This window comes from Burkholderia sp. MSMB1588, from assembly GCF_001546925.1.
Lineage (GTDB): Bacteria > Pseudomonadota > Gammaproteobacteria > Burkholderiales > Burkholderiaceae > Burkholderia > Burkholderia humptydooensis.
The window spans coordinates 1-16,535 of the sequence record NZ_CM003770.1 but is presented as its reverse complement, the minus strand read 5'-3'; the positions used below and the strand labels follow the sequence as shown (position 1 = coordinate 16,535).

General features: G+C 69.8%; 12 protein-coding genes and 1 pseudogene. All 13 read left to right on the top strand.

Going from position 1 to position 16,535, the window contains the following annotated elements:
* Nucleotides 1–4 precede the first annotated feature (4 nt).
* The 13 genes and pseudogenes from tssJ to WS92_RS00005 all read left to right on the top strand — a co-directional run bounded on the left by tssJ (nt 5) and on the right by WS92_RS00005 (nt 16,522).
* Nucleotides 5–598, top strand: coding sequence for a type VI secretion system lipoprotein TssJ (tssJ, locus tag WS92_RS00065; protein WP_059931562.1), 594 nt, complete (start codon nt 5–7; stop codon nt 596–598).
* Complete coding sequence (gene tssK / locus WS92_RS00060; protein ID WP_015602850.1) at nt 595–1,956, top strand: type VI secretion system baseplate subunit TssK; 1,362 nt, start codon at nt 595–597, stop codon at nt 1,954–1,956. Before tssJ ends, tssK begins: the two co-directional genes overlap by 4 nt.
* 82 nt (nt 1,957–2,038) lie before the next feature.
* Complete coding sequence (icmH, locus tag WS92_RS00055) at nt 2,039–3,709, top strand: type IVB secretion system protein IcmH/DotU (RefSeq protein WP_059931564.1); 1,671 nt, start codon at nt 2,039–2,041, stop codon at nt 3,707–3,709.
* Nucleotides 3,706–7,209, top strand: coding sequence for a type VI secretion system membrane subunit TssM (gene tssM, locus WS92_RS00050; protein ID WP_059931566.1), 3,504 nt, complete (start codon nt 3,706–3,708; stop codon nt 7,207–7,209). Before icmH ends, tssM begins: the two co-directional genes overlap by 4 nt.
* 58 nt (nt 7,210–7,267) lie before the next feature.
* Nucleotides 7,268–7,627 (top strand): DUF6277 family protein, encoded by a 360-nt coding sequence (locus tag WS92_RS00045; protein WP_006029749.1) that lies wholly within the window; start codon nt 7,268–7,270, stop codon nt 7,625–7,627.
* 148 nt (nt 7,628–7,775) lie between these two features.
* Nucleotides 7,776–8,069, top strand: coding sequence for a hypothetical protein (locus tag WS92_RS00040; protein WP_009914468.1), 294 nt, complete (start codon nt 7,776–7,778; stop codon nt 8,067–8,069).
* A gap of 279 nt (nt 8,070–8,348) precedes the next feature.
* Nucleotides 8,349–8,624 (top strand): hypothetical protein, encoded by a 276-nt coding sequence (locus WS92_RS00035; protein WP_059931668.1) that lies wholly within the window; start codon nt 8,349–8,351, stop codon nt 8,622–8,624.
* Between the two features lie 534 nt (nt 8,625–9,158).
* Nucleotides 9,159–10,070, top strand: coding sequence for an alpha/beta fold hydrolase (locus WS92_RS00030; protein ID WP_006029873.1), 912 nt, complete (start codon nt 9,159–9,161; stop codon nt 10,068–10,070).
* Between the two features lie 220 nt (nt 10,071–10,290).
* Complete coding sequence (locus tag WS92_RS00025) at nt 10,291–11,592, top strand: glycosyltransferase (RefSeq protein ID WP_059931670.1); 1,302 nt, start codon at nt 10,291–10,293, stop codon at nt 11,590–11,592.
* Complete coding sequence (locus WS92_RS00020) at nt 11,589–13,166, top strand: DHA2 family efflux MFS transporter permease subunit (protein WP_061083792.1); 1,578 nt, start codon at nt 11,589–11,591, stop codon at nt 13,164–13,166. Before WS92_RS00025 ends, WS92_RS00020 begins: the two co-directional genes overlap by 4 nt.
* Nucleotides 13,167–13,273: 107 nt before the next feature.
* Entirely contained in the window at nt 13,274–14,233 is a 960-nt protein-coding gene (locus tag WS92_RS00015; protein ID WP_061083845.1) for a glycosyltransferase family 2 protein, read from the top strand.
* A 50-nt stretch (nt 14,234–14,283) separates the two neighbouring features.
* Nucleotides 14,284–15,884, top strand: a pseudogene (locus tag WS92_RS00010) (efflux transporter outer membrane subunit).
* Complete coding sequence (locus WS92_RS00005; protein WP_171845171.1) at nt 15,881–16,522, top strand: biotin/lipoyl attachment domain-containing protein; 642 nt, start codon at nt 15,881–15,883, stop codon at nt 16,520–16,522. Before WS92_RS00010 ends, WS92_RS00005 begins: the two are co-directional and overlap by 4 nt.
* The last annotated feature ends 13 nt before the right edge of the window (nt 16,523–16,535 follow it).

The window sequence follows — 16,535 nt, the reverse complement described above, 5'->3', positions numbered from 1 at the left end:
CATCGTGCGTCGCAAGATGGGCCCCTTCAAATCATTCGCGGCGGCGCTCGCGCTCGGCATGCTCGCCGGCTGCTCGATGTTCTCGTCGTCGAAGCCGGAAGAGCCGCGGCAACTGCACGTGACGCTCGTCGGCGGCAACCGGCTGAACGTCGCGCCGACGGGCGAGCCGCGGCCGGTGCAGACGTGCGTGTACGTCGTGACCGCGGCCGACTGGCTGCCGACGCAAGGCGGCGACGATTCGTCGTGCGCGTCGCGCGGGCAGGACAGCACGGTCGTCGCCGACTCGCGCCACGTGGTCGCGCCGAACCAGGTGCTGCAGTTCTCGCTGAACCTGCCGCGCTCGGGTGACCTGTGGCTCGTCGCCGACGCCGACTACGCGCGCCGGCCGACGAACTACGGGCCGCTGCGCGTGCGCATCGAGGGCCGCGGATTGATTCACATGGCCGTCTGGCTCGACCGCGACGGCATCTACAACGCGTTGTTGCCGGGGCCTGTGCCCGTCGGCGGCGCGCTCGCCGCATCGGCGGTCCGCAGCGACGAGCCGCCGCCCGAGCGCAGGACGAAAACCACCTATGGGACAAGGAGAAGCAGGCAATGAGCAGTCTGCCGGTAGGACCGGTCGCGTGGAGCGACGGCATGCTGATCGAGACGCAGCACTTCCAGCAGCTCGAGCGGCATCTCGCGCATCAGGCCGCGCTGCGGCTCGGTCAGACGTCGAATCACGGCTGGGGCTTCACGCTGCTCGATCTCGATCAGGACGGCCTCGGGCTCGGCAGGCTCGGGCTGCGCCACGCGCGCGGCGTGTTCCAGGACGGCACCGCGTTCTCGCTGCCGTCCGACGATCCGCTGCCGCCGCCGCTCGAGACCGAGTTCGCGCAGGCGGGCGACATCGCGTGCCTCGCGCTGCAGGCGGCGCGCACGGGCGGCCCGGAAATGGCGTTCGGCGACGTCGCGTCGGCGTCGCGCTATCGCGCGGTGTCGACCGAGGTGCCGGATCTCGCGGTCGGCCTCGACGCGCCCGGCACGCCGCGGCGCCTGACGATCGAGACCGGGCAGCTCGTCACGCGCCTTTGCTGGAAGTCGCAGTTGCGCTCCGACGAAGCCGCGCTGCCGATCGCGCGCGTGGCGGGCCGCAACGCGAGCCGCACCGTATCGCTCGACCCGCGCTTCATTCCGCCGCTCCTCGACACGCGCGCGCATCTCGTGCTGCGCTCGCTGATCGACGAGCTGCAGAGCACGCTGCGCGTGCGGCTCGCGAGCACGTCCGCGCAGCGCGTGCTGTCGACGGGCGGCGGCGTCGCCGATCTGATCGAGCTGCTGCTGCGCCAGGCGATCGCCGAGTACCGGATGCGCCTCGCGAACCTCGACGCGTTCGATCCGCTGCCGCCCGCGATGCTGTATCACGAGCTGGTCGGCCTGCTCGGGCGCCTGAGCGTGCTGCCGGGCGTCGACGAGGAGCTCGCCGACCGCGAGCTCGGCTACGACCACGACGATCTTCAGACGAGCTTCGAGCCGCTCGCGACGATGCTGCGCCAGGCGCTCGCGCGCGTGATCGAGACGCCGGTGCTGCCGCTGCGCTTCGAGGATCGCGGCGATCAGGTGCACATCTGCATCATCGACAAGCAGTGGAACCTGAAGAAACTGATTTTCGCGTTTTCGGCCGCGATGCCGGCGGAGAAGCTGCGGCAACTGTTGCCGCAGCAGACGAAGCTGGGCGCCGTCGAGCAGATCCAGAAGCTCGTGGACCTGCAACTGCCGGGCGCGCGCCTGAACGCGCTGCCCAATCCCCCGCGCCAGATTCCCTACTACGCCCAAAGCACGTACTTCGAAGTGGAATCGACCGATCCGTTCTGGAAGCAGACCCTCGCCGGCTCGGCGATGGCGCTGCGCATCGTCGGCGATTTCCCCGATCTTCGCTTCGAAGCCTGGGGGCTGAGAGACGGCAAGGTGGCGTGAACCACGACATGAGACGCAATCTGCTATGAGCCTGCTACGAAATCTTTCCACTACGCTGCGCCGCGTATCGATGGCATCCAACATGCTCGATCGCGCGGCGGCGAATCCGGATCTCGCGACGCGGATACCGACGCTGTCGTCGCTGTCCAGCGCGGCGATGTCGAGCTCCGCCGTGTCGACCGCCGGCACGACGAACGTGGCTGCGTCGGGCGCCGCCGCGCCGGTGGCCGGATCCGCGGCCGCGGACGCGCCGCCGCATGCCGACGGCTCGCCGCGCAATCCGGCGGTGCTGCAGTTTCCGGTGCCGGGCGGCGCGCACGCACCCGCCGACGCGCGGGGCGCGGCGCCCGTCGTCTACAGCGCGCAGGGCGAGCAGGCCGCGATCATGAAGGCGGGCCTGCAGCAGGCGAGCTGGAACAACCCGTTCGTGTCGCACGCGTTGCCCGCGGTGCTGCAATTGCAGCGGCATCTCGCGGCCGGGCCGCTCAATCAGGCCGCGATCCGCACGCAGCTCGGGCTCGAAGTGCGGCTCTACCGCGAGCGGCTCGCCGGCTCCGGCTGCGAATGGGAACAGATCCGCGATGCGTCGTACCTGCTGTGCACGTATCTCGACGAGACCGTCAACGATTCGGCGCGCGAGCATTCGCAGGTCGTCTATGACGGCGAGCGCAGCCTGCTCGTCGAGTTCCACGATGACGCATGGGGCGGCGAGGACGCGTTCGCCGACCTGTCGCGCTGGATGAAGGCGGACCAGCCGCCGATTCCGCTTCTCTCGTTCTACGAACTGATCCTGTCGCTCGGCTGGCAGGGCCGCTACCGCGTGCTCGATCGCGGCGACGTGCTGTTGCAGGACCTGCGCTCGCAACTGCACGCGCTGATCTGGCATCACGTGCCGCCCGAGCCGCTCGGCACCGAGCTCGTCACGCCCGCGAAGCGGCGCCGCTCGTGGTGGACGGCCGGCCGCGCGGCGGCCGTCGCGCTCGGCGTGCTCGTGCTCGCGTACGGCGCGATCAGCCTCTGGCTCGATTCGCAGGGGCGGCCGATCCGCAACGCGCTCGCCGCGTGGATGCCGCCCACGCGCACGATCAACATCGCCGAGACGCTGCCGCCGCCGCTGCCGCAGATCCTCACGGAAGGGTGGCTCACCGCGTACAAGCATCCGCAAGGATGGCTGCTCGTGTTCAAGAGCGACGGCGCGTTCGACGTCGGCAAGGCGAAGGTCCGGCCGGACTTCATGCACAACATCGAGCGGCTCGGCCTCGCGTTCGCGCCGTGGCCTGGCGACCTCGAGGTGATCGGCCACACCGATTCGCGGCCGATCCGCACGAGCGAGTTCCCGGACAACCAGGCGCTGTCGGAAGCGCGGGCGCGCACCGTCGCCGACGAACTGCGCACGACCGCGCTGCCGGGCGGCGCGCGCGCGCCGGAGAACGCGGTGCAGCGCAGCATCGAGTATTCGGGGCGCGGCGACGCGCAGCCGATCGACACCGCGAAGACGGCCGCCGCTTACGAGCGCAACCGCCGCGTCGACGTGCTGTGGAAGGTGATTCCCGACGGTGCGTCGCAACCGGGCCGCAGCCTGAATCTGCAGCAGCCGGAGAAGCCCGGCCAGGTCCCGATGCGTCCGGCGATGCCGGAAGGCGTCGAGATCGCGCCTGAAGGGCAACTGCCGTATGCGACGACGGAGATCACGACCGCGACGCCAACCACGATGCCAGCAACGAGACCGGCCACGGAGGGCCGTCAGCCATGATCCGCACGAGCTTGAGAGTATTCGCGGCGATTCTGATCGCGATCCTGATCTGGTGGGTGGGGCCGCTCTTCGCGTTCGGCATCTATCACCCGCTCGGCCCCGTGTGGGTGCGCGAGATCCTCGTCGCGCTCGTGCTGATCTGGGGCTTCTGGCCGACGCTCGCGCGGCTCTGGGCGCGGCTCGCGATGAGTCCGCGGCAGGTGAAGGTCGCGCCGAAGACGAAGCAGCTCGATTTCGTCGACAAGCATTTGCGCAACCTCGACCAGCAATTGAAGGAGCGCTGGCGCAAGGAGCCGCGCAGCCGCTGGAAGCGCGGGATCGGCGCGCTCACGCGCGAGCATCGCGCGATGCTGCCGTGGTATCTGGTGCTCGGCTCGGAGGGCAGCGGCAAGTCGAGCCTCGTCGCGAAGGCGGTCAGCGTGTCCGGCTCGCTGCAGGACCGCGTGCTCGGCTCCGACGCCACTTACGGGCGCGGCGACGATTTCAACTTCCGGATCACGCGCGAGGCCGTGTGGTTCGACGTCGGCGGCCGCTGGAGCCTGCGCGCGGGCGTCGACGACGGTGAGCTCGATGCGTGGCGCAAGCTGCTGCGCGGGATGAGGCGGCTGCGCAAGGGCGCGCCGATCAGCGGCGTCGTGCTGTGCGTCGACGGCGCCGACATGGTCGATGCGCCGCTCGATGCGCGCAAGCGCCTCGCCGATTCGGTGCGCGCGCGGCTCGACGAAATGCGCGAGGCGTTCGGCCAGCAGGTGCAGGTGTACGTCGCGCTGAACGGGCTCGACCGGCTCGACGGCGCGGTGTCGACGCTGTCGCTGCTCGACGCGTCGAAGTGGGCGAAGGGCGTCGGCTTCAGCCTGCCCGACGACGGCGCCGAAGCCGACGCGGCGCGCGCGGACGCGACGTGGCAGCACGCGTTGCAAGGGCTGCAGCAGCGCGTCCAGCAGCAGGTGCTGTATTCGGCGCCCGCCGCGACCGAGGTGTCGATGAACCACGCGCAATTGCGTTTCGTCGAGACGTTCAGCCGGCTGCAGAAGGCGCTCGTCGCATGGCTGCACGTCGCGCTCGCGCCGGGCGAAACGCATACGGCCGCGCGGTTGCGCGGCGTGTGGCTTGGCTCGATGGCCGAGCTTGCGCAGGCGCATCCGGCGGGTGCGGCGGGCGCCGGCTCGTCGGAGCTGCCCGTGCTGTCACGGCCGCTCAGCGAGCTGTGGACGCCGCTCATCCGGCAGGTGTCGCTCGAGCGCGATGCGGTGCGGCCGAGCGGCCCGAAGTCGTGGCGCGGCCGCCTCGGCGGGGCGCTGCGCTGGAGCGCGGTGCCGATCGTCGCGTTGGGCCTCCTGCTGTGGTTCGGCTGGGGCTACGTCACCGAGCGCGATTATCTGGACGGCGTCTGGGCGCAGTTCACCGAGGCGAAGCGGCTCGCGCAGGCCGAGGCGTCCTATGGCAACGACGGCGGCTCGACGCTCATCGAGATCGCGAACCAGATGCGCTATGCGCAGTTGCAGGCCGAGGACGCCGCACAGGGGATGGCCACGCCGTACTTCGAGCACGGGCTCGTCGCCGAGACGGCGCGCGACACCTATTACCGGCACTTGCAGAAGATGCTGATGCCGGAGCTGTACAACGAAGTGCGGCGCACGCTCGTGTCGCAGGTCGACGGCAGCCCGGGCGACATCTATCAGACGCTGAAGGTCTACCTGATGCTCTGTCGTCCTGATCGACGCTCGGCGGACGACGTCGTGCGCTGGCTCGACGGCCGCTGGGACGCGCTCGCGGGCGGCCAGTACTCGGACGACGACCGCCGCTCGCTGCTCGCGCACGTGCGCACGCTGATATCGCTGAAGAACGTGCCGGCGACGCCGGAGGACGCGAACCTCGTGCGCTCGGCGCGCGCGAAGGCCGCGCAGATTCCGCTCGTCACGCGCGTGCTGCAGCACATCCACGCGCAGGGGCTGCCGCAGCAGGTCAACGACATCTCGCTGTCGCGCGCGGCGGGCTTCGAGGCGTCGATGAGCCTGCGCATGCGCAGCAACGTGCCGTCGACCGACACCGCGGTGTCCGGCTGGTTCACGCGCGCGGGCTACACGGACGTGTTCGTGCCGCGCCTGCAGAAGAGCGCGCGCGCGATGCTCGAGGAAGAGAGCTGGGTGTTGCGCGACGAGACGCTGTCCGGCAACAGCTTCCAGATCGACGGCCTCGTGCAGAAGCTCGCCGATTCCGCGCGCAACCAGTTCCTTCAGGACTATATCTCCGCGTGGCAGAACTTCCTGAACGACGTGACGGTGCGCGGCGTGACGGGCCTCGACGATGCGTCGCAGCTCGCGGCCGCGATGATGGAGGCGCAATCGCCGCTCGCGAACCTGCTGCGCTTCGCCGCGCGCGAGACGACGCTAACGGGCGCGAGCGACGAGGGCAACATCGATAGCTGGATTGATCGCCAGAAGTATCGCTTCGAGAAGGGGCGGCGGCAGGTCGTCGGCGAGCTGAGCGGCCAGCATTACCGGACGGTGCTGCTGCCCGAGCACGTCGTCGAGGAGCACTTCCAGGCGATCCGCCAGCTCGCCGCGCAGTTGAACCGCAACAACACGATTGCGAACAATCCGCTGTCGCGCCTGTTCGAGCCGCTGTACCGGCAGCTCGGCCTCGTCAACGGCGCGCTGCAGGCGGGCCAGGTGCTGCCCGCGCAGTACGACGCGTTCTCGCGGCTGAAGGAGACGGCCGCGCGTCAGCCGGAGCCCGTGCGCGGCATCATGCTCGACCTCGTGAGCAGCGGCAGCACGATGACGACGCGCGAATCGGGCGCGCTGCTCAATCGCGGCGCGGCGGGCGCGACGAAGATGGTCTGCGATCAGGGCTTCACGGGCCGCTATCCGATGCGCCGCAACGCGCAGGCGGATGCGGGCGTCGAGGACTTCGAACGATTGTTCAGCTCGCAGGGGCTGATGGCGACGTACTTCCGCGATCACCTCGCCGCCTATGTCGATACGTCCGCGAAGCCGTGGCAGGCGCTGCGCTCGAACGGCGGGCCGAACGGGATGGTCAGCCAGTCGGTCCTCAACTCGTACGAGACGGCCGATCGCATCCGCGGCGCGATGCTCGACGATTCGGGGCACCTGCGCGTGTCGACCGTGCTGCGCTTCATCGACATGGATTCGCAGTTGTCCGAAGCGCAACTGAGCGCCGCCGGCCAGACGGTGCGCTTCGCGCACGGCGTGACGTCGCCGCACCGGGTCGACTGGACCAATCAGAACACGCAGCTCGCGATCAAGCTGCAACTGAAGTCCGTCGACGGCCGGATGACGACGCTGCAGTTCGACGGGCCGTGGGCGCTGTTCCGCTTCTTCGACGCGGGGCAGGCAGTGGGCGGCACGGGCACCGCGGACCGGCGCGAGCGGCTCTATCAGACGAGCCTCGGCACGGTCCGCATCGAATGGCAGGCGCTCACGCTGCCGTCGCCGATATGGTCGGGCATCCTGCAGTCGTTCAGGTGTCCGTCGTGATGCGTCGAGCATCGCTATTCATGCGCCGCAGGGCGCGCACACTGGAAAGGAGCAAGACATGATTGATCCAAAGGAAATCTTCGCTGCATGCAACAACGCGCACCAGTACGGGCAGGACGCGAGCGGCTCGATGGCCAAGCCGTTCATCGATTCGATTCCGGATCTGTCGACGGCGTCGTCGAGCAACGCGAGCAACCTGATCGGCAACGTGCAGCAGGTCGGCTCGAAGATGCTCGAGCACATGTCGACGATCAAGTCCGCGGTCGACAAGCAGGTGATGATCCATCAGGACAACCAGCAGCGCCAGAAGACCTACGACTTCAACGTCGACATGCGGGACCTGCGTCCGACCAACGCGGTCGGCTTCCCGGAGGAGATGCCGTCGATCTTCTTCGCGCCGTTCAGGACCGGCAAGTGATGCGCTTCGGCTGCGTGGGCAGTTGCGTCGGCGTCAGCGCGCTGCGGCCGCGGGCGTCGTCGCGCGTCGCGCGATGCCTGGCGATGCACAGGCGAATTCCGGGCGTGCGCCGGCGCGCCCGTTTCAATCTTTTGTGAGGAATGGAGAGATGTCGATGAAGAAGCAAATCGTGGCGGGGATCGTGGTGGGGCTCGTGTCGATGAGCAGCCAGGCGCAACTGGGCCAACTGTTCCAGTCGGTGAAGGAGCAGGTGACGCAGGCGGCGACGTCGCAGGTCAACCAGGGCGTGCGCTCGGCGACCGACGAGGCGGTGCAGGCGACGTCGACGCGCACGCGCAAGGCGATCGACTCGGTGCGCTCGCCGTCGTCGTCGCCCGCGGCCACGTCGACTTCGACGACCGCGGAGACGAACGACGCGACGCTGAACGAAGCGCGCAAGTAACGGCCGGCGCGCCGTGCCGGACGGCTTTCGCGGCGCGTGGCGCGTGACGTGTGGCGCGACCGTCGTGAAAGCCACTTGAATAAGCGTAAAACTATCGTATAAACATCGATTTGCGTATGCAGTAATCGAGACTCTTCTCGGAATCAACCAGGAGTGTTTTATTGGCGGAAAGGGAGCGTATTCATGTTCCAGACTTCGATAATCAGCGTCGTCGGCATATTGGTGGCGATTGTCTTGATTTTCGTGGTGGTGACGACGTCAAAGACTTTGTCGATGGTGATGTCGTCGGTTCGGGCTCAGACCGTCGTGAAGAACGGTTATGAGGCGGTGGCCGACGTCTTGAGCATCGGTCAAACCGGCGTGACGCTGAATAACGTGCCGATGATGCAGATCGAGCTGCGCATTCACCACAATGGCGCATCGTGGGACGTGACGATCAAGCAATTCATCGATTTGGGGAATATCCCGCGCGTCGGCGAGCGGGTGCGGGTGATGGTCGATCCGGCGGACAACGGCCGCGTGTCATACGTGGGGCTGGCCGGCGTCGGGCGTTGATTCCAGTGCGCGGCGGCCGATGGCGATCAGGGTGCGATGTCATTTCCCGGAAGCGGTGCCGTAAATGCACGATTAAGCTTATTTGAAAATTCCATATCGGCATGATGGTGGTGAGCAAGTGCATTTTTGAAGCCCGATTCGAAATTCGAAAATAGATTTAAAAATGTTTACATTTGGGATTTGATATCTTATGCTGCATCGCAGAATTCTCAGTTCAATAAGACACGTCGCCGCACGGCGTAATTCGGGCGGCAGGATGTCGGGAAGCGGTTAATCCTTCAAGAGGCGTCATGCGAGTAAGAGGCGCTGGAGACCACGGGCCGAAGGCAGCGGGATGACCGTGTTGGGCCTGGTGGGAGCGTATTGCCGGTCGGATAGGGGGACGAGGCGATGCGCGGCTCCGGCGGGTGGGTAGCCGCCGCGGCGCGCGAGGCAGGGCGTACGGATCGCGCGGGAGGGTGTGCGGCTACGTGTTGGCGTCCTGTCAAGGGCGCGGGATCAGCTCATTTGCCGAGCAGATGCGGGAGATACGCCATGCCTATTGAGAAACAGGTTGTAGCGCTGCCGAGCGGACTGAAGGTCCACGTCGAGCGTCACGTGTTCGATCCGGCCTTCGAGACGGTCATCCTCGTGAACGGCGCGCTGGCGACGAGCGCGTCGTTCGGCCAGACGATTCGCTACCTGGGCGAACGCGTGAACGCGGTGTGCTTCGATTTGCCGTACGCGGGGCAGTCGCGCCAGCACAATCCGGGCGAGTACATTCTGACGAAGGACGACGAGGTCGAGATTCTGCTGCACCTGGCCGAGCGGTTCGAGCCGAGCTTCATGCTGTCGGTGTCGTGGGGCGGGGTGGCGTCGCTGTTCGCGCTGGCGCGCGGGTGCGCGAGCGTGCGGCGGGCGGTGATCGCGTCGTTCTCGCCGTTCCTGAACGAGGCGATGACGGACTATGTGACGCGCGCGCGCGATCACATTGCGGCGGGCGAGAACCTGAAGGCGGCGCAGTTGCTCAACGACACGGTGGGGCGCTACCTGCCGCGGATCATGAAGCTGTACAACTACCGGTATCTGACGAAGCTGCCGCGCAACGAGCAGGACCAGGTGGCGTTCCACGTCGACCAGATCCTGTCGATGCAGCCGGAGCAGTATCTGCCGGAGTTCCGCCAGATCGGCTGCGCGGTGAAGTTCATCAACGGCGAGCTGGACGAGTACACGACGGCGTCGGACGTGCGGCGGCTGGCGGCGTACGTGCGGCGCGCGGAGTTCGCGACGATCCGGCAGGCGGGGCACTTCCTGGACCTCGAGGGGCGTCAGCCGCAGGAGCAGCTCCGCGCGTCGATCCTGGGCTTCTTCGGCGACGAGCGGGCGAGCGCGGCGCGCGACGACGCGCAGGACGAGACGCTCGCGCCGCTCGGTCCGCCGCTGGGCCAATTGCCGGCGCTGTCGTAGCGGCGGGCATCGGCCGTGACGCACCGGCAGTCGAGGCTCCTTCAATCAGACAGGCAAACGCGGCGCGCGGCGCGAGGCGATGGTCAGGCGCATCGGCATGACGCAGGCGTCTGTTTGGCGGCAGGCGGACGGGTTCCGGCCGGGGATGGACGATCCGGTTCGAACGTTTGGCGAGGCCGGATGTGCCGCCGGCTGCCGCGCGGGATGGGATGACGAAGCGATGGCGAAGGTAATCGTGACGGCGATCGGGTCGGCGGGCGACGTGCACCCGCTGCTGGGGGTGAGCCGGGCGCTGTCGGCGCGCGGCCACGAGGTGGTGTTCTGCACGCACGCGCCGTTCGAGGCGGCGGTGCGCGCGAGCGGGTTCGCGTTCGTGCCGGTGGGCACGGCCGAGGACTACGCGCAGGCGATGGCGGACCCGGCGCTGTGGGAACCGCGCACGTCGTTCCGGACGCTGTGGCGGGTGATCGCGCCGGTGGTGCGGCCGCACTTCGACGTGCTGCGCGCGCTGAGCGACGCGGACACGGTGCTGGTGGGCACGCTGTGGGCGTTCTCGGCGCGGCTGATGCAGGAGCGCTTCGGCACGCGCTACGTGTCGGTGCAGGTGTCGCCGTCGACGCTGCTGTCGGCGCACGCGCCGCCGACGCACAAGCGGCTGACGATCCCTGCGGGGTTGCCGCTGGCGGTGAAGGCGGGGCTGATGACGCTGATCGAGCGGCAGGTGCTGGACCGGGTGTGCGGCCCGGAGCTGAACGCGGCGCGGCAGGCGCTGGGCCTGGCGCCGGCGAAGCGGATCCTGGGGCGGTGGCTGCATTCGACGGACGGGGTGCTGTGCCTGTTTCCGTCGTGGTTCGCGCCGGCGCAGCCGGACTGGCCGGCGAATTGCGTGCAAAGCGGGTTTGCGCTGTTCAACGACGCGGGGCCGGCGCAGGCGGATGCGGAGCTGGAGGCGTTCGTCGCGTCGGGCGAGGCGCCGGTGGTGTTCACGGTGGGCTCGACGCGGGTGGACGGCCACACGTATGAGCGGGCGGTGACGCAGGTGCTGCGGGCGACGGGCGTGCGGGGGATTCTGCTCGCGCCGGACGCGCCGGCGGCATGGGATGGGACGACGGGGCCAACGGCAGTGAAGACGCCGGGCGCGGCGCTGCTCAAGCGCCGCTACGTGCCGCTCGCGGCGCTGCTGCCGCGGTGCCGGGCGCTGGTGCATCACGGCGGGATCGGCACGGCGTCGCTGGCGTACGCGGCGGGCGTGCCGCAGGTGGTGACGCCGTTCGCGCACGACCAGTTCGACAACGCGCAGCGGGTGGCGGCGAGCGGCTGCGGGGTGCGGCTGGACGCGCCAGTGCGCGGCGAGCCGCTGGCACGGGCATTGGCGCGCGTGCTGGGCGACGCGGCGCTGGCCGCGCGCTGCGCCGAGGTGCGCGCGCGCATGGCGGCGCAGCCGAACGGCTGCGACGAGGCGGCGCGCTTCATCGAGCGCTTCGCGCCGGGCGTCGCGGCGCGGCAGGCGCAGCCGGCATGAGCGCGCAGGCGTTGCCGGCGGATCGGGCCAGGGCCGGCGTGGCGCCGCCCGCCGTCGCGCCGCTGCGCGGGGCGAAGCTCGCGCTGCTGACGTTCGCGCTGTCGCTCGCGACGTTCATCGAGGTGCTGGACTCGACGGTGGCGAACGTCGCGGTGCCGGCGATCTCGGGCAGCCTCGGGGTGGCGAACAGCCAGGGCACGTGGGTGATCAGCTCGTACTCGGTGGCCGCGGCGATCGCGGTGCCGCTCACGGGGTGGCTCGCGCGGCGGGTGGGGGAGCTCAGGCTGTTCGTCGCGTCGGTGCTTCTGTTCACGCTGACGTCGCTGCTGTGCGGGCTCGCGCGGGACCTGGAGGTGCTGGTGGCGTGCCGGGCGCTGCAGGGGCTGTTCTCGGGGCCGATGGTGCCGCTGTCGCAGACGATCCTGATGCGCGCGTTCCCGCCGGCCAGGCGCACGCTGGCGCTGGCGCTGTGGGGGATGACGGTGCTGCTCGCGCCGATCTTCGGGCCGGTGGTGGGCGGCTGGCTGATCGACAACTTCTCGTGGCCGTGGATCTTCCTGATCAACCTGCCGATCGGGCTGTTCTCGTTCGCGGTGTGCGCGCTGATGCTGCGGCCGCAGGCGCAGCGGGGCGAGGCGAGTCCGATCGACGTGCCGGGGATCGTGCTGCTGGTGATCGGCGTGGGCGCGCTGCAGGCGATGCTGGATCTGGGGCATGACCGGGGGTGGTTCGATTCGCCGCTGATCACGGGGCTGGCGATCACGGCGGGGGTGTCGCTCGTGTCGCTGCTGATCTGGGAGCTGGGCGAGGCGCATCCGGTGGTGGAGCTGAGCCTGTTCCGGGAGCGGACCTTCACGTTCTGCGTGGTGATCATCTCGCTGGGGATGATGAGCTTCTCGGTGGTGGGGGTGGTGTTTCCGCTGTGGCTGCAGGCGGTGATGGGGTACACGGCGTACCAGGCGGGGCTGGCGACGGCGTCGATGGGGGTGCTGGCGCTGGCGTTCTCGATCCTGGTGGGGCTGTACGCGAGCCGGCTGGACGCGCGGGTGCTGGTGACGTTCGGGTTCGGGGTGTTCGCGGCGGTGATGTGGTGGAGCACGCACTTCACGCTGTCGATGACGTTCGCGCAGGTGGTGACGCCGCGGCTGATCCAGGGGATGGGGCTGCCGTGCTTCTTCATCCCGCTGACGGCGGCGACGCTGTCGCGGGTGCCGGACGACAAGCTGGCGGCGGCGTCGAGCCTGTCGAACTTCCTGCGGACGCTGTCGGCGGCGTTCGGCACGGCGCTGAGCGTGACGTGGTGGGACAACCGGGCGACGTACCACTACGCGGTGGTGTCGCAGTCGGTGACGCGCGCGTCGGAGAACACGCAGCGGTACGTGGACGCGCTGCACGCGATGGGGCTGCACGGCGTGCGCGAGCTGAGCTCGCTGCATCAGGTGGTGCGGCAGCAGGCGTACATGATGGCGACGAACGACATGTTCTGCATGGCGAGCGTGACGTGCCTGCTGCTGGCGGGGCTGATGTGGCTGACACGGCCGAAGCGGGGCGCGGCGGCGGCGCTCGGGCATTGAGGCGAAGGCGAGCGGCGATGCATCGAAGTCCTGAGGATGCGGCGCATCGCCGCGATGGCGAGGCGAGCACGCCGAAGCTCGAACCACGGAAGGAGGAAGGAAGAGCGATGACGACCCTGGGCGCGCTGGTGATTCTGTATGACCCGACGGACGAGCAGTTGTCGGGGCTGGAGGCGCTCGCGCGCGACAGCGATGCGCTCGCGGTGATCGACAACACGCCGCACGAGCACGCGGCGGCGCGCGAGCGGGTGCGCGCGCTGTCGGCGCGGACGAGGGTCGTGTGGCAGCACCACGGCAACCGCGGCGGGGTGGCGGGCGCGTACAACGCGGGGCTGTCGGCGCTGTTCGCGCAGGGCGTCGAGGCGGTCGCGCTGTTCGACCAGGACTCGACGGTGCCGGCCGCGTACTTCGCGCGGATGCGCGAGGCGTGCGCGCAACTGGGCGCGGGCGCGCACGCGGGCGCATTCATTGCGGGGCCGCGGATCTACGACGCGAACGAGCGGCGCTTCCTGCCGGTGCTGATGACGAGCGGCGTGACGGTGCGCCGCGTGCGGGTGGAGGGCGAGACGGGGCCGCGGCGCTGCGCGTTCCTGATCTCGTCGGGCAGCGTGATCTCGCGGGCCGCGTACGCGCGGCTCGGGCGATTCGACGAGGCGCTGTTCATCGATCACGTCGACACCGAGTATTGCCTGCGCGCGCTCGCGCACAACGTGCCGCTGTACGTGGTGCCGTCGCTCGTGCTGACGCACCGGATCGGCGCGCGGCGCCGGCACAAGGTGGGGCCGTTCGAGCTGACGGCGATGCATCACGGGTGGCTGCGCCGGTACTACGGCGCGCGCAACGCGATGCAACTGGGGCTGCAGTACGGGTTGCGGTTTCCGGTGGCGCTGGTGCCGAGTCTGCTGACGCTATGGCAGGTGGTTCAGGTGGTGCTGTGCGAGCGGGAGAAGGGCGCGAAGCTGCGGGGGATCGCGCTGGGCGTGCTCGACGGCCTGTTCGGGCGGCTGGGATCGTTCGACGATGCGCGCGCGGGCGCGGCGGCGCGCGAGCCGGTGCGGCAGGAATGACCGGAGCAGGCCGGACAGAGGGATATGAGAACGAGGCACGCGTCACGAGCATGAGGCGGAGCGCAACGCAAGCGGCAACGGCCGCAACGCAAGCGGCAACGACCGCAACGACCACGGCAGGCAGCCGCGCGGCGCGCCGGCTCGCGGCGGCCGCGCTCGCGTGGGCGCTCGCCGGCTGCGCGCCGTCGGGCTTCGAGCCGGCGCTCGCGCCGCGCGCGCCGGGCGACGACGCGCTCGCGCAAACGACGGGGGGCGCCGCGCACGGCGCCTGGCCGAGCCCCGACTGGGTCAGGCAGCTCGGCGATCCGCAGCTCGATGCGCTGGTCGACGAAGCGCTGCGGCAGAACCCGACGCTGCAGGCCGCGCAGGCGCGCATCGGCGTCGCGCAGTCGCAACTGCAGCAGTTCGAATCGCTGACGGGACTCACCGCGAAGGCGGGCGCGTCGCTGTCCAAGGCGCACGTGCCGCGCTCGGGCGGCACCATCAATACGACGCTGAACGGCTTGCCGGTGTCGGTGCCGCTCGTCGGCGAATCGGTGGTGTCGTCGTCGTCGCTGTTCGTCGGGCTGAACTATCAGTTGGACCTGTGGGGCAAGAACGCGGCGGCCACGCGCGGGCTGCTGTCGATGCGCGACGCGGCGCGGGTCGAGGCGCAGCAGGCGCGGCTCGCGCTGTCGGTGGCGATCGTGACGCTGTACGGCGAGCTGGACCGCGCGTATGCGCTGCGCGAGCTGCTGCAGCTCAAGCGCCGCGCGAGCGAGCAGGTCGAGGCGGTGCTGCGCGAGCGCGCGGCGCGCGGGATCGACAACGGCTACGACGCGGACGACGCGGCGCTCAAGCGCAGCAAGCTGTTCGAGCAGATCGCGCTGACCGACGAGCAGATCCAGTTGCAGAAGCTGCAACTGGGGGTGCTGAGCGGGCGCGGGCCGGAACGGGGGCTGTCGCTCGCGCGGCCGAGGCTCGCGCCGCCCGCGGACGCGCCGCTGCCGCGGCGGCTGCCGGCGGAGCTGCTGGCCGGCGGCCGGACATCGTCGCGGCGCGGCTGCGGGTGGAGGCGGCGTATGCGACGATCGACGGCACGCGCGCGGCGTTCTACCCGGACGTGAACCTGGCGGCGCTGGGCGGGCTGTTCGCGCTCGCGCCGGCGTCGCTGTTCAGGCACGACGCGCTGGGGGCTCGATCGGGCCGGCGCTGTCGCTGCCGATCTTCGATCGCGGCCGGCTGAAGGCGAAGCTGGGGGGCGACGTGGCGAACGCGGAGGTGGCGCTGGCGCTGTACAACCAGACGGTGGATGCGGCGCTGGGCGAGGTGGCGCGGCAGTTGACGTCGCTGTCGACGGTCGATGCGCTGCTCGGGGAGCAGCAGCAGGCGGTGCGCGCGGCGCAGCGGATGGTGGCGCTGGCGGAGGACCGGCACCGGCGCGGGATGGGGATGCGCAAGGACGTCGACATGGCGAAGCTGACGCTGCTGGACGAGCGCACGCACGCGATCGAGCTGCAGGCGCGGCGGCGGGCGCCTGCGGGTGGGGCTGATCGGTGCGCTGGGCGGGGGCTTCGACGCCCGGCAGGCGGACGGCGCGCCGCTGGCGCAGGCGGGCAAGCCGTTCGCGGCGGCGCCGCCGGCCGCGGCGAACGACACGCGACACGATTGATCGGGATCGCGCGGCGCGGCGGATGGCCGAACGGCGGCGGGATGACGATTGCCGCGGTGGAGGCTTCCGATGCATCGCTGTCCGCCGGGATCGATGCGCGAACGCATCGGTACAAACGCATCGCAGGAGCCTGTGACGAAGCCATCGAGCGCGAAGACATCCACACCCAACGCCACTATCATTGTGAATACGAGAGATTCGACCGACACCGCCGCCGGGCATCGAAGCGCATCGAGCCGGCCCGCGCAGCCCGGCGCCGCCGACATCACGCACGCGAAGCCCTTGAACGACACCGCCACCGCCACCCGCGCGCGAAGGCGCCGACCGATCCGGCCGCCATCGGCGGCGCGCCGCGAAGCCCGCGCCGGAGCCCGGGCCGCGGCCGCATCCCGAAACCGCGGCGTCGCTCGCCGCGCGCCGTGCGGCGCGGCGCGCCGCTTCGCGCTGTTCTTCGGCGTGCTGGCGATCGCGGCGCTGGCCGCCGCGCTCTACTGGTGGCTCGTCGGGCGCTTCAGCGAAGAGACGGACGATGCCTACTGGCCGGCAACGTCGTGCAGATCGCCGCGCAGATCCAGGGGACGGTGACCGACGTGCTGGTGGCGGACACGCAGCAGGTGAAGGCGGGCAGGCGCTGGTGAAGCTCGACGACGC